The sequence below is a fragment of the Chitinophaga chungangae genome (assembly GCF_017742215.1).
Taxonomy (GTDB): Bacteria; Bacteroidota; Bacteroidia; order Chitinophagales; family Chitinophagaceae; genus Chitinophaga; species Chitinophaga chungangae.
In genome coordinates, this window is sequence record NZ_JAGHKP010000004.1 from 216,843 (window position 1) to 231,476 (window position 14,634).

The window sequence follows — 14,634 nt, forward strand, 5'->3', positions numbered from 1 at the left end:
TGAACATGAGATTATTACTATTGGGGCTTTTATTGACAATTGCCTTCCTGCCCGCTTTCGCGCAACAACCGTTGCGGGCGGCCATAGACAGCGCGTGGGAATTCAGGAGAACAGATGAGAACGTCTGGCGGAAAGCCACCGTGCCGGGCACCGTGCACACAGACCTGCTGGCCCACCAGCTTATCCCCGACCCTTTTGCCGGCGCCAACGAAAAAGGCCTGCAATGGATCGATAAAAAAGACTGGGAATACCGCACTTCCATGCTGGTCCCACCCGCAACATTTGACCAGTACGACGAGCTGGCGCTGGACTTTTCAGGGCTCGATACCTACGCGGACGTATATCTGAACGATCAGCTGATCTTACAAACAGGGAATATGTTCGTGGGCAGACAGGTGCCGGTGAAATCCGCGCTCAAGCCCGGCCTCAATCACCTCCGTATTTATTTTCACAGTCCGATCGCGCACGACATGCCGAAGTTCATGAAAGACCGGCTGGTATATCCCGCGGGCAACGATGCGGACGACATCCCGCTGAGCGTATACGCGCGCAAAGCGCCCTATCATTACGGCTGGGACTGGGGCCCGCGTTACGTGACCAGCGGCATCTGGCGGCCGGTGTATTTTGTGGCCTGGAACAAAGCGCAGCTGAAAGACGTATGGATCAAACAACAAACGCTGACCGACGCTGCCGCGCAAATGGAAGCGCGGCTGAAGCTGGACGTAAAACAAGCGGGCGTTTATAAATTCGTTGTGCAGGGCGCGGATAAGTCTTTCAACACCAAAACCATTACGGCAACACTGTCTGCCGGCGCAAACGAAACCGCCATCTCCTTCACTATCCCCAAACCCAAACGCTGGTGGCCAAACGGGCTGGGCACGCAACACCTTTATCCTGTCACCGTTTCGGTAGTGTATGGGAAGGATACCGTGCAGCAGATGCGGCGCAAAATAGGATTGAGAACGGTGGAAGTGGTGAATGAAAAAGATGACATGGGCACCAGCTTTTATGTGAAAGTGAACGGTCACCCCGTATTTATGAAAGGCGCGAACTACATTCCTTCAGACAACTTCCTGCCGCGCACCAGCCGCGGCAAATACAGGAAAATGTTTGAAGACATGCAGGCATCGCACTTCAACATGATACGCGTTTGGGGCGGCGGCATTTATGAAAACGACCAGTTCTACGAACTTGCGGACGAAAAAGGCATCCTCGTCTGGCAGGATTTTATGTTCGCCTGCACGTTGTATCCTTCCGATAAAGATTTCCTTGAACAGGTGAAGGAGGAAACGGCATACAACATCACGCGCCTGCGCAATCATCCTTCGCTGGCGTTGTGGTGCGGCAATAACGAAATTGCCGTGGCGATCAAAAACTGGGGCTGGAAAGAAGGTTACGCCTACACCGATGAACAATGGCAGCAAATGCTGAAAGGATACGACACGCTGTTTCTGGATATTCTCAAAAACGAAGTACAGCGGCACGATCCGGGGAGGTTTTATTTCCCGTCGTCCCCCATCAGCAACTGGGGCAAAGCCGAAGACTTCCGCCACGGCGACAATCACTACTGGGGCGTATGGCACGGCATGGAATGGTTTGAAGCGCTGAACACGCACGTGCCGCGTTTCATGAGCGAATACGGCTTTCAGTCGTTCCCAGAGCTGAACACCGTGCGCACGTATGCAGACAGTTCGCAGTGGAACATCAATTCCTTCGTGATGCAGGCGCACCAGAAAAGTTTTACCCGCGGCAACGCAGCCATCAAAACCTACATGGACCATTATTACCGGGAACCGCGCAATTTTCCCGCATTTCTTTACCTCAGCCAGGTGCTGCAGGCCGAAGGCATGAAAGTGGGCATGGAAGCGCACCGCAGGAACATGCCGTTTTGCATGGGCACGCTGTACTGGCAGTTCAACGACTGCTGGCCCGGCGCATCCTGGAGCGGCATCGATTATTTCGGAAGGTGGAAGGCGCTGCAATATTTTGTGAAGGAAGCCTACAAGCCCATACTGGTCAGCAATACGATGGAGAACGGGGAGCTGAAGACCTTTGTGATAAACGACCTGCTGAGCGATGAAAAACTGGAGCTGGTCACGCAGCTGATAGACACGGAAGGGAAAGTACTGCACGAAAACACGCTTCCCCTCACCGCAAAAGCCAATACCAGCAAAGTGGTACTCAGCATCCGGAAAGAAACGCTGCTGAACGGCACGGCGCCGGAAAAGGTAATTTTGTACACCAAACTGGTAAAGAACAACCAGCCGGTGTCGGAGAATGTATTTTATTTTGTCGCGCCCCGGGACCTGCAGCTGCCCGAGCCGGTGATTACCACGCATGTGATGGAAACGGAGGGGAAAATTTCCGTGCGTGTGAGCACGGACAAACTTGCCAAAAACGTGTGCCTCCTGCTGGAAGACGATAACGGCGTATCGGCGTTCTCAGATAATTATTTCGACCTGCTGCCCGGCGTTTCCCGGACGCTGACGCTGGACACCAGACTGTCCGCGCAGGAAGTGAACAAACAATTACGCATCCTGCATATCGCGAATGCGTGCAAATAAAACAGTGAACCAAATGAAGAAAATTATTTTATCCGCATTCATGCTGGCCGCTTTTGGCGCACAGGCGCAGCACGAGCCCTACGTGAAAGAAACCGACCCGCTTGTATTGCAGAAGCTGGACGAATGGCAGGACTGGAAGTTCGGCCTGATGATGCACTGGGGCACCTATTCCCAGTGGGGCGTAGTGGAATCGTGGAGCATTTGCCCGGAAGATGAAGGGTGGACGCAGCGCAAACCCGCCGGCATACCCTATTACGAATACGTGCGGAAATACGAAGCTTTGGCGAACACCTTCAACCCCGTGAACTTCGACCCCGCCAAATGGGCCGCGGCTGCAAAAAAAGCCGGCATGAAATACATGGTGTTCACCACCAAACACCACGACGGCTTCAACATGTTCGACACCAAACAGTCCGACTACAAAATAACCGCGCCCAACGTGCCTTTCAGCAAAGACCCGCGGGCGGACGTGACCAAAGAGACCTTCAACGCCTTCCGCAAAGAAGGTATTCATATCGGTGCCTATTTCTCCAAACCGGATTGGCATGCGGAATCTTACTGGTGGAGCTATTTTCCGCCGAAAGACCGCAACCCCAGCTACGAGATCGCCAAATATCCCGAGCGCTGGAAATCGTTCCAGAACTTCACTTACAAACAGATCGAAGAGTTGATGACGGGTTATGGAAAGGTGGACATTCTTTGGCTGGACGGCGGCTGGGTGCGCCCGCTGAGCATGCAAACCGCGGAATCGCGCAGCTGGAGCAAAACGCCCCCGCAGGACCAGGACATCAACATGCCCGCCATCACGGCTATGGCCCGGAAAAACCAGCCCGGCCTGATCGTGGTGGACAGAAGCGTGCACGGCCCTTTCGAAAATTACCGCACGCCCGAGCAGCAGATCCCGGACAAACCGCTGGATTACCCCTGGGAAACCTGCATGACCATGGGCGGCTCCTGGAGTTACGTGGCGGACGACCGTTACAAATCGGTGAACAGGCTGGTGCATAACCTGGTAGACATCGTGGCGAAAGGCGGCAACTACCTGCTCAACATCGGCCCCGGGCCGGACGGCGCCTGGCACGACGAAGCGTATCGCAAGCTGGACAGCATTGGCGCATGGATGAACGTAAACGGCGAAGCCATCTACGGCACGCGTTACATTGCGCCGTATAAAAACGGCAACGTTTGTTTCACGCAGAAAAAAGACGGCAGCGCCGTGTATGCCATCTACCTGATGGAAACAGGAGCGCAGCTGCCGGAAGTGATCCGTTTCGCCGGCATTTCGCCTAAAAAGGGCGCTAAAATGGAATTGCTGGGCTACAAAGGGAAGCTGAAGTGGAAACAGGACGGCGACGCCATCGCGGTAACGGTGCCTGCTGCGGCCCGCAAACGCGGCTGGACAGACGCTGTTGCGATCAGGATACAGTAAATCTTACGTAGCATAAATACAAAGGCCGTCCCGGGTGTTTCGGGACGGCCTTTTAGTTTTTTTCAGATTGGCGGTTATTTCCCCGCGTCTCTCACCCATTGCCCGAAGTTGATGGACACGCCCATGGTGAGCGACACCGGCTGGAAGTATTCGTTCACTTCGTAGCCGCTGTAGGTTTCGTCGTTCATCGGTACGGAGAACATCAGCTGGCCGAACCATTTCACGTAGCGGTAACCCGCTTTGATGGTGAACGCCGGTTCGAAGAAGGGCCTTACTTTTTCGCTGATCTGCATGAAGTTGAGGCGGCGATTCTCGTCGCTTTCAAACACGTTCACGCCCATGCTCTGGTTGTAAAATTTCACGAGCGAAAAGCGGGAGGTGAAAGAAGCTTCCACCACTTTGTGCGAAAAACCGATGGCGGGCTGCACGAAGAACTTGTTGAATTGCGTGCGCAGCGTGTAATTGCCGGCCGGGGTGCCGGGCTCGGCGGAGTTAAAATTGCCGTCGAGGGTTTTGAAAGCGCCGTTGCCGTAACCCGCGTACACGTCGAAGATCATGCGTTTGCGGGCGTCCAGCGGTTTGAAGAAACCTACTGCGCCTTCGATAATGCCGCCGCGGGTGTTTTTGTCGATGAAAAGGTCGTCGTTATCGGTGTCGTTGTCGTCGTCAAAAAAGATACCGCGAGACACATACTGACCGTTCACCATTACGGCGATGTTGTCGGTAATGGCATAGGCGGCCTGCCAGTTGGAAAGGGAAAGGTTCGCTTTGAACTCGTTCTTTTCCTTTAACAGCGGGGCGTTCACCTGGTTGGGAACGTAGATGTCGCGGCTGCAGGAGGCAAGGCCCAGCACAGCCAGCACCGGTAATAAAATGCGGATGATCTGTTTCATAAAGTTGTTGTAGGTTTTTTATTAGAACTAACGCTGAGACGATTCCCGTGGAATAAGCTCTACTTCAAATACGTAATTTTTGGTGACTTTGATCTTTTCCTCTTTGTTGATCAGCTGCACCAGCGTTTCCACCGCCTTTTCGCCCATGCGGTACCCGCTTTGTTCGATGGTGGTGAGGGAAGGGCTGATAATGCGGCTGGAGAGATCGTTGGAGTATCCCACCACTTTCACCTGTTCGGGTACTTTAATGCCTTTGCGGCGCGCTTCCTGGATAAAAGCCACGGCGGAACTGTCGTTGGCGGCAAAAAGGCCGTCCGGCAGCTCGTCCAGCGCAAAGATCTGCCGGGCGGCTTCGGCGCCGGCGTCGAGGGTGAGGTTGTGTACGTAAATAAGGGATTCGTCGAAAGGGACCTTGTATTTGGCTAATGCCGCTTTGTAGCCTGCGAGGCGCTGCTGGTACAGGTTGCAGGTAAGCTGGCCGGAGAAATGCGCGATGCGTTTGCAGCCTTGTTTGATAAGGTGCTCGGTGGCGAGGAACCCGCCTTTGAAATCGTCTCCCGTAATGCTGTAGCCCGGGAAATCGATGGGCACGCGGTCGTAAAATACGAGCGGTATGTTGTTGCGGATAAAGGGCGAAAAATGGTCGAAGTTGGTGGTGAACATAGATGAAACCGCCAGCAGCCCGTCTACCCTGAGCGAAAAGAAGGTATGCACCAACTCTTTTTCCATGGCCACCGTTTCGTCTGACTGCCCGATCACGATACTGAAACCGTATTTGTGGGCTTCGTGCTGGATGCCGCTGATGGCGGTGCTTTGAAAGTACATGCTGGTTCTCGGCACGATCAGCCCGAGGATATTGGAACGTTTTTTACGCAGGCTCGACGCGATCCAGTTCGGCACATAGCCCATTTCGGCGGCAGTGTCCTGCACCTTTAAACGGGTTTCCTCGTTGATCAGGGGATTGTTCTGCAATGCGCGGCTAACGGTGGATGCGCTGAGCCCCAATGCCTGTGCTATGTCGTAGATCGTTATCTTGTTGGTGTTAGGACGTTCTTTCACGTTGAGGCATGTAGATTTAGGGCGATATTAAGAAAATTTATTGATAGGTGTATTTTTGCACCCCATGAAGCATCACATAAAACGGACTTACAGGATAGCCAGGTATGTAATATATCGTGAAACGCTGGTCGATAAAAAGGATATAGCCTGGTCTTTCCTGGGCGCTTTGCTAGGGGTAGGGCTCATCGGCGCGCTGAACCAGTTTTACCTTCCCGCCCGGGACAATCTCTTCGTGCTGGGCTCTTTCGGCGCATCGGCGGTACTCATTTACGGGCATACCCAAAGCCCGCTGGCCCAGCCCCGCAACGTGATCGGCGGGCACATCCTGAGCGCCGTTACCGGGGTTACGGCCTGTATGCTGATGCCTTCCCCCGAGTGGGAATGGCTGGCCGGCGCCCTGGCGGTGGCTTTTTCCATTGTGGTGATGCAGGTGACCAAAACGGTGCACCCGCCCGGCGGCGCCACGGCTTTGCTGGCGGTGGCGGGCAGCGAGAAGATCAGGGCGCTGGGGTACCTGTACGTGCTGAGCCCGGTGGCCTCCGGCGTTTTTATGCTGATACTGGTGGCTTTTATCGTCAATAACATTCCCGGCAACCGCAGTTATCCCGCCCATGGAAGGTGGTGGTAATACTGCGCAGATAGTATGCATAGCCAGTCCATAATATTGCCCTGTACTTTTATTTTAGTATAGGGTAAATAACAGGCCCGCCCGATACCGGGCGGGCCTTCTTTTTGCCGTAAACAAAAACCGCCCCGGAACGTGCCGGGGCGGTTTTTTGTTATGCCGTATGGTTGACGGTGTGTATTAAGATTTGGGCTCGAGCGCACTGCTGATGCGGTCTGCCAGGTCCTGCAGGTGATAGCGGGTCATCGCGTCTCCGGAACCTGCAGCAGCGCTGCGGGCTTCAGAACGGATGGAACTGAGCTGCGCGCGGGCAAGGCTGGATGCGTCGCTGCGGGTCGGGTTGGGGAACATGGCTGCAAACTGCGGGGGAACGCCGGTTGTATTGGGCTTCTCGAGCAGGTTGGCAAGCGCGTTCACGTAAGCCTTCTGCAGGTTCCTCCTGTAAATATCGATCGGCTTGCGGGCGGCCAGTTCCGAGAACACGCCTTTTTTCAGGTCGCTCAGGTACTCAGACGCTTTGTAGGCGCCGGGCTCCAGGGTTTCCGCGTTGAGCATCTTGTTGAGGGTGGAAGTGCTCAGCAGGCGGCCGAGGATGGCTTCCTGGCGGCTGAGGATCAGCGAGGGCGCATCGGCCTTCACTCTCGTCAGGATGTCTTTATTGATCAGCCAGTCAGGCGTGGTGAACAGCTGCGCCTGGAGAAAGCTCACGGCTTCTTTTTGTTTTGTTTTCGGTACGATCTCGTAGATGGCGCCGGATTGCTCAACGGTTTTAGGCGTTTCGTAAATGCCGCCCACGTTTTTGGCCACGTGGCCCATGTAGCGGGTATACTGGCCCAGCACTTCATTGTACAGTTCGCCCAGGTTGGCGTAACCTTCGTTTTCGGTGCGGGTCCAGGCCATGAGGTTAGGCATGATGCGCTGAAGGTTCTTCAGGCCATAGCCGCTCGCTTTCATGGCATCGTCTCCGAGGTCTTCGTTCTGGCTGCGCGGATCGTCCGGGTTGGTTTCGGTGCCGAACCAGTACTTTTTATCCTGCAGTTTATTTACTACCCATTTGTTGAGGGTGCTTTTTTCGGAGTTTTCGTCTGTGCCGGGAATGGCCTTGTAACCCCATTCGATCGCCCATTTATCGTAATGGTTGATGCGGGGATAAAGATCAGCGCCGGAAATGCCGTCTCCCGGCTGCGCTACGTAGTTAAAACGGGCGTAGTCCATGATGGAAGCGGCATGGCCGTTCTCTTTAACCCAGTTCTTATCGCGCAGCTTCTCCACCGGGTAAGTGGAGCTGGAGCCGAAGTTGTGGCGCAGGCCGAGGGTGTGGCCCACTTCGTGGGAAGACACGAAACGGATCAGCTCGCCCATCAGCTCGTCGTCGAAGCTCATTTTGCGCGCGCGCTCGTCGTTAGGCGAAGCCTGGATGAAATACCAGTTGCGCAGCAGGCGCATTACGTTGTGATACCAGTTGATGTGGCTTTCGAGGATCTCGCCGGAGCGGGGATCGTGCACGTGCGGGCCGGAGGCGTTGGGCACTTCGGAAGGTTTGTACACGATGGCGGAATAACGCGCGTCTTCCAGGCTCCAGGTGGAATCTTCCTGTTTGGTGGGCGCCATTTTAGCATAGATGGCGTTTTTGAAACCGGCCTGTTCGAAAGCGCCCTGCCAGTCGTTCACACCCTGGATGAGGTATTTGCGCCATTTGGCCGGGGTAGCGGGATCGATATAAAATACGATGGGTTTTTTGGGTTCCACGAGGTCGCCTTTTTTCCATTTCTCCACGTCTTCGGGTTTGGGCTCCAGGCGCCAGCGGGTGATCATGGTGAGCCTTTTAACGCCCTGGGGGTCTGCATCGAAGTCGGTAACGCTGGTGGCGAAGAAACCCACGCGCGGATCGAAGTAACGCGGCTGCATGGGCACTTCGGGCAGCAGAACGAGGGAGCTGTTCAGCTCCAGGGTGGCAAAGCCGCCGCCAACGGGAGGCATGCCGGGGGCGGGAGAGGAGCCGCTTTTGGTGTAGGTCTTAACGGTCTGGATCTCCACGTTGCCCGGGTAGGAGCGCACGTCCTGGATATAGGATTTATCCGCCTGGGGAGCGCCCAGCTTGATAGAGCCTTTCAGGCCGGAATCGAAGAACAGGATGTCGTTATCGCCGTTGATATAATCGGTAAGGTCCAGCACTACGCCGTTGTTGTCTTTCGAAAAAGCTTTGATGTCGAAGGAAGCAACGATGGGCTGGATGTTGGAATTAAGCACGGACAAATACATGGGCTGCGTGGAATCTTTGGAACGCTCCGAAAAGGAAATGTTCTTGAGGAAAACACGGTTGTTGGGCCCTTTGTCGAAGCGGATCACGTTTTCGTTGATCTGGTCGCCGCCGAAGCCGAACATGCCTACACGGAGGCCTGCGGGGGCTTTGGACATGCGGCTCACCACGAGGACGTCTCTCCCGAGCAGGTTGTCCGGGATCTCTACGAAGAACTTATCGTCCTGTTTGTAGATGTTGAACATCCCTGAATCGGCTTTGGCACTGGCGTTGATCACTTCCGCGAACTTTTTGGGAGCGGGCTTCGGGGGGCCGGGAGGCCGGCCGGCAGGTTTGGTGGTGTCTTTGGCTGGTGCGGTTGCTGCAGGCGTGGATTTGTCGTTTTTTTTCTTTCTCTGTGCCCCGGCGGTATAGGGGGAGAACATGACGGCAGCGCAGATCAGGCCTGTCACCGCCGCAGTCAGTTTGCTCTGTGAATGCATTGGTTTGTTGGTGGTTTTATTGATTTGTAAAGGAATTAATATGGACAAAGAAAGGGATAAGTGTTAAATTAACAGATAAAAATCCATAAATGTGCGAAACAAGGGTAGGAACGGAAAGAAAAAGCCGTAAATTGCCGGAAACGGATGTGAGAACATAAATTGCCATGCCAACGACTGAAACTCCACGCTAGTGAAGGTAGCCCGCGGTTAAACAATGAATTAAATTTTTGTTGGAACATTTGAAAATTTTCTTAAATTGTGCGTCCAACTTTGAAAAAAAATCAATCGATTTCCCTTAACAGTGAGGGCGGAGTTGTGAGAGGACGGTACGGTTTATATTATTTGTTTTACGTATTTAAGTGTTTGCTCAATAAATGTGAAAGGTGGAAATGCTCTATTCACGGGGCTTTGTGCGGTATGGTTAAATTTCTTGGGTGACACTTGTTTTTTTGAGTAAGGCTTATAACTTTGCGAATCACTGGTTATAAGCCGGTTATCTTTGTGGGTTTGAGAAAAATGCGATCTAAATCTTAATTACTAACAAACAAACAGTTTAATTTTTAACACTAAAATTCAATCAACATGGCTGAGACTAAAACAACTGTGACTGCAGCTGCTGCCAAAACATCCTCTCATCAGGCCAAGAAGTCTTCTAACTTATTTGCGATCCTGGCTGTGCCCATTTGTATTGCTATCGGGTACATCTTTTACATTTTCATTTTGGGCAACCCGGCGAACTTCCAGGGCGGCAATCCTGAGAACCACCCGGTTGAAGCAGGTATCGGCAAATGGTTTGGTACTGTACACAAAGGCGGCGCGATCGTGCCTATCCTGATCTCAACCCTGTTGATCTGCCTTACTTTCGTGATCGAGCGCTTCCTGTACCTGGCTAAAGCCAAAGGTAAATTCAGCGGTTCCGAACTGGTGCGCAAAGTGCAGTATCACCTGGCTAACAAAAACGTTGACGCAGCCCTGGCTGAGTGTGACAAACAGAAAGGCTCCGTAGGCAACGTGCTGAAAGCCGGCCTGAAAAAGTACAAGGAAATGATCGGCAACACCGAGCTGGACACCGAGCAGAAGATCCTGACCATCAAAAACGAGATCGAAGAAACCACCGCGCTGGAACTGCCGATGATGGAAAAGAACCTGGTGTTCCTGTCCACCATCGCTTCCGTAGCCACCCTGCTGGGCCTGTTCGGTACGGTACTCGGGATGATCAAGGCGTTCTCCGCGATGTCTTCCAGCGGCGCTCCCGATTCTGCAGCACTGGCGCTTGGTATCTCTGAGGCCTTGATTAACACGGCTTTAGGTATCGGTACTTCCGCTATCGCGATCATCATGTACAACTACTTCACTACCAATATCGACAGCATCACTTACGCTATCGACGAATCTGGCTTTACTTTGACACAGTCTTTCGCAGCCAACCACAAATAATTCGTAAATTATAGTGTGGAATCTGCGGAGAATTGAATCTAATTAAGTGAACCAAAAAAAGGAGTAAGATGCCAAAGGTAAAAATGCCCAGGAAAAGCACCCTCATCGACATGACTGCGATGTGCGACGTTGCGTTCCTGCTGCTGACCTTCTTCATGCTGGCAACCAAGTTCAAACCGGACGAACCGGTGGCTGTGGTTACTCCGTCTTCTATCAACACGCAGTTGCTGCCGGATTCCCATGTGATCCTGCTGACGGTGGATAAAGACGGAAGGGTTTTCTTCAGCATGGACGACCAGCCGAAAAGACAACAACTCATCGAGGACCTGAATACCAACTTCAAGCTGAACCTTACCCCTACCGAGATCCGGAATTTCAAGGTGGGCTCCAGCATTGGTACGGATTTCAAGAACCTCGGGAAAGTTCTTTCCATGACCGCGGACCAGCGTAAGAATTCCAAGATCGAAACCGGTATACCGATGGACTCGACCAACAACGAGCTCGCGATCTGGATCGAATACGCCCGTGCCGTACAGGGAAATAACAACAAGCTGAAATATTGCATCAAAGCAGACAATGAAACGCCTTACCCGGTGATCAAACGGGTGCTGGATACCTTCAAAGAGAAGAAGATCCAGAAGCTGAACCTGGTGACCAACCTGGAAGCCAAGCCGGCGGGCTCCGCTGCTGCGATCTATGAAGCCGAGCATCAGAACGATCCTGCGGCCGAATAAGAGTAAACAACATTAACAGACCAAAAAAAAATTGCTACCATGGCTGAAATGGATACCAGTAGTAAGGGCGGTGGCGGTAAACACGGTGGAACGAAAGGCAAAAAACTTTCTACCCGTGTAGACATGACTCCGATGGTGGATCTCGGGTTTCTGCTGATCACCTTCTTCATGTTGACCACCACCATGTCTAAGCCCAAGACCATGGATCTGATCATGCCGAAGGATACTGAGAAGCAGGAAGAGCAGAACAAGGTGAAGGAAAGCACCGCTCTCACGATCCTCCTTGGCAAGAAGAACCAGGTTTACTACTACGAGGGATTGGCGCAAGACCCCAATGCCTCCAGCAACCCGGACTTCTTTAAAGCAACTTCGTTTGCCAATACCGGCGGCATCCGCGACGTGATCATCAAGAAGCGCGATGAAGTAGCCAGGCTGCGGAACTTTAAAGGCGAGCCCGAAGACGTAGTGGTGATCATCAAAGCAGATGACGGCGCCACTTACCAGAACTTTGTAGATTTATTGGATGAAATGGCAATCAACCGTATCCAGCGTTATGCAACAGTGGATATCAGCGACCAGGACAAGCAATGGATCAAATCTACTGAAGCCACCAACGGCATCCAGTAAGATTATGGAAAAACTAATTTTTTTGCATCCATCAATAAACATGTAACAATGGATTCAGCTAAAATCCTTAAGTCCGACTTTCTTGACATCCTGTTTGAAGACAGGAACAAGAACTACGGCGCTTATGAACTTCGCAAGAAGTACGACAGGCGCGTGCGGAACTCTATTCTGGGTACAGCTGCATTGGCCTTGCTGATCGTCGGAAGCTATTTCATTTATCTCAATCTGAAAGGCAGCGACGCAGATAAGAACACCAAACCTGTAATCGAGGATATTAAACTGGAGGACGTGAAGTTACCGGACGACCCGAAAACTCCGCCGCCCCCTCCGCCTCCGCCCGCACCACCGCCGCCCGTGAAGCCTTCCGTGCAGTTCACGCCGCCGGTGATCAAAAAAGATGAAGAAGTAAAAGCCGAGGAAGAGCTGGTGAAACTCGACGAGATCAAGGATAAAGCCGTATCCACCAAAACAGTGGAAGGCGATCCTAACGGTATCGACCCGGGCCTGATCAACGATTCCAAAGGTACCGGCGTTGTAGACGCTCCGCCGCCTCCCCCGAAAGAAGAGATCTTCACGTTCGTGGAGCAACCTCCGACCTTCCCGGGTGGTGATGAAGCCCTCAACAAGTTCCTGAGCAATAACATCCGTTATCCGCATCTGGCAACTGAAAACGGTATCTCCGGTACAGTGTTCGTATCCTTCGTTGTTGATTCTGAAGGCAACATCAAAGACGTAAAAACTGTAGGCGCACCCAAAGGCGGCGGTCTTGAAGACGAAGCCATCCGCGTGGTGAAAAAAATGCCCAAATGGAAACCGGGCAGACAGAACGGACGCCAGGTATCTGTGCAGTTCAACCTGCCGATCCGCTTTACCCTTCAGGAGTAGTATTTAGTCTCAAGCTAGTATGAAATATAAGTTCCCCCGGCTTTCCTGCCGGGGGAATTTTTTTTGGTTAATTTTGGCCCATGATAGGAAAGTTAGGCGGTCATGACGATACCATTGTTGCCATTGCCACAGCACCCGGGGTGGGCGCCATTGCCGTGATACGGCTTAGCGGCGCCGCGGCCGTTTCGATCACGGATACGCTTTTCCCCTCCAAAGACCTTACCGCGCAGCCTACGCACACTTTGCATTTCGGCGGCCTGCATTTCCAGGGCCGGGTGATAGACGAAGTGGTGGTGAGCCTTTACCGCGCCCCGCGGTCTTATACGGGCGAAGAGGTGGTGGAGATCTCCTGTCATGGTTCGCCCTATATCCAGCAGCAGATCGTAGAAGCCTGCATCGCATCGGGCGCGCGCCTGGCAAAACCCGGCGAGTTCACCCAGCGCGCCTTTCTCAACGGCAAGCTCGACCTCACACAGGCCGAATCCGTTGCCGACCTGATCGCCAGCAATACAGCCGCCAGTCATCAAACTGCCCTGCAGCAAATGCGCGGCGGTTTTTCCCGTGAACTGCAGGCGCTGCGCGAGCAGCTTATCAAATTTTCCGCCCTCATCGAACTGGAGCTGGATTTCAGCCAGGAAGACGTGGAGTTCGCCGACCGTACCGCTTTGTACGCCCTGGTGAACGAGGCGCTACTGGAGGTGGAGAAACTGGTTACTTCCTTCAAAGTCGGCAACGTCATCAAAAACGGCGTAAACACCGCTATCATCGGCCGCCCCAACGCCGGGAAGTCTACCCTCCTCAACACCCTTCTGAACGAAAACAGGGCCATCGTCAGCGACATCGCCGGCACCACGCGCGACACGATCGAGGAAGTGCTCAACATCGGCGGTATTCTTTTCCGCCTGATAGACACCGCGGGCATCCGCGAAAGCACCGATACCATCGAAAGCATCGGCGTGCAGAAGTCGCTCGAAAAAATGCGCGAAGCCGGCATCGTGATCTATCTTTTCGATGTGGCCGAGCTCACGGTAGACGATCTGCTCGCACAGGTACATGCTTTTGATAACGAAGGAATTTCTTACCTGCTGGTCGGTAACAAAACCGACGTGCTAGGCGCCGAAGAAACCCGCGCAAAGTTCGCGCTTATCCCCAACATCATTTTTATTTCCGCCCGCGACCACGCGCAGATCGGAATGCTTAAAGACCAGCTGATGCACCAGGTAATGGGCGGCGCCGTCAACACCGAAAACACGATCATCACCAACGTTCGCCATTATTCCGCGCTGCAGGAAGTGCTCACTTCTTTACGCGACGTAAAAGGCGGCATGGACGCGGGTTTGCCGGGAGATTTGCTGGCGCTTGATATTCGCAGGTGTTTGCATTACCTGGCGGATATCGCCGGCGAGGTGACAAATGAGGATAGGTTGGATTATATTTTTTCGAAGTTTTGTATCGGGAAGTAGCGGCTTGTTTTTAATTGCTTTAAATTTTCTTTGTTTATCTAACGTAATGTATACCAGTAGGGCAATCCAGCGGATTGCCCTTTTTTGTTCCTGTTTTATTTTGCTCGTGTTTTGAAAAGGCTTAGTATTGTTTTGAGATGAAACAGTACAAAACATGATGGGGAGATAAGGAGAAA

11 protein-coding genes are annotated in these 14,634 nt (G+C 53.0%); 8 read left to right on the forward strand and 3 right to left on the reverse strand.

Features of this window, described 5'->3' with window-relative positions:
- Positions 1 to 5: 5 nt before the first annotated feature.
- Together J7I43_RS20645 and J7I43_RS20650 are read left to right on the forward strand one after the other, a co-directional pair.
- Entirely contained in the window at positions 6 to 2,564 is a 2,559-nt protein-coding gene (locus tag J7I43_RS20645; protein ID WP_209147761.1) for a beta-mannosidase, read from the forward strand.
- Between the two features lie 13 nt (positions 2,565 to 2,577).
- The gene (locus tag J7I43_RS20650) at positions 2,578 to 3,993 is read left to right on the forward strand and encodes an alpha-L-fucosidase (protein WP_209147762.1); all 1,416 of its coding nucleotides are present in this window, start codon (positions 2,578 to 2,580) and stop codon (positions 3,991 to 3,993) included.
- 74 nt (positions 3,994 to 4,067) lie between these two features.
- Here the strand turns inward: J7I43_RS20650 and J7I43_RS20655 are convergent, their stop codons facing one another.
- Both J7I43_RS20655 and J7I43_RS20660 read right to left on the reverse strand, forming a co-directional pair.
- A complete protein-coding gene (locus tag J7I43_RS20655; protein WP_209147763.1) occupies positions 4,068 to 4,886 on the reverse strand; it encodes a hypothetical protein in 819 nt (272 codons plus the stop codon).
- A gap of 27 nt (positions 4,887 to 4,913) precedes the next feature.
- Positions 4,914 to 5,945: a LacI family DNA-binding transcriptional regulator gene (locus J7I43_RS20660; protein WP_209147764.1), complete on the reverse strand. Its 1,032-nt coding sequence runs from the start codon at positions 5,943 to 5,945 to the stop codon at positions 4,914 to 4,916.
- 64 nt (positions 5,946 to 6,009) lie between these two features.
- Between J7I43_RS20660 and J7I43_RS20665 the strand changes: the two genes are divergently transcribed.
- Positions 6,010 to 6,573, forward strand: a complete 564-nt coding sequence (locus J7I43_RS20665) for an HPP family protein (RefSeq protein ID WP_209147765.1) — start codon at positions 6,010 to 6,012, stop codon at positions 6,571 to 6,573.
- 177 nt (positions 6,574 to 6,750) lie between these two features.
- Here J7I43_RS20665 and J7I43_RS20670 read toward each other — a convergent pair whose 3' ends face one another.
- Positions 6,751 to 9,312: a zinc-dependent metalloprotease gene (locus J7I43_RS20670; RefSeq protein ID WP_209147766.1), complete on the reverse strand. Its 2,562-nt coding sequence runs from the start codon at positions 9,310 to 9,312 to the stop codon at positions 6,751 to 6,753.
- A 582-nt stretch (positions 9,313 to 9,894) separates the two neighbouring features.
- On the opposite strand from J7I43_RS20670, the gene J7I43_RS20675 reads away from it, so the two are divergent.
- The 5 genes from J7I43_RS20675 to mnmE all read left to right on the forward strand — a co-directional run bounded on the left by J7I43_RS20675 (position 9,895) and on the right by mnmE (position 14,458).
- Positions 9,895 to 10,749, forward strand: coding sequence for a MotA/TolQ/ExbB proton channel family protein (locus J7I43_RS20675; RefSeq protein WP_209147767.1), 855 nt, complete (start codon positions 9,895 to 9,897; stop codon positions 10,747 to 10,749).
- Positions 10,750 to 10,817: 68 nt separating this feature from the next.
- On the forward strand, positions 10,818 to 11,483 hold the full coding sequence (locus J7I43_RS20680; RefSeq protein ID WP_209147768.1) for an ExbD/TolR family protein: 666 nt from the start codon (positions 10,818 to 10,820) through the stop codon (positions 11,481 to 11,483).
- Between the two features lie 39 nt (positions 11,484 to 11,522).
- Positions 11,523 to 12,110 (forward strand): ExbD/TolR family protein, encoded by a 588-nt coding sequence (locus J7I43_RS20685; protein WP_209147769.1) that lies wholly within the window; start codon positions 11,523 to 11,525, stop codon positions 12,108 to 12,110.
- Positions 12,111 to 12,158: 48 nt separating this feature from the next.
- The gene (locus tag J7I43_RS20690) at positions 12,159 to 12,995 is read left to right on the forward strand and encodes an energy transducer TonB (protein WP_209147770.1); all 837 of its coding nucleotides are present in this window, start codon (positions 12,159 to 12,161) and stop codon (positions 12,993 to 12,995) included.
- 80 nt (positions 12,996 to 13,075) lie between these two features.
- A complete protein-coding gene (gene mnmE / locus J7I43_RS20695) occupies positions 13,076 to 14,458 on the forward strand; it encodes a tRNA uridine-5-carboxymethylaminomethyl(34) synthesis GTPase MnmE (RefSeq protein ID WP_209147771.1) in 1,383 nt (460 codons plus the stop codon).
- Positions 14,459 to 14,634: the final 176 nt, after the last annotated feature.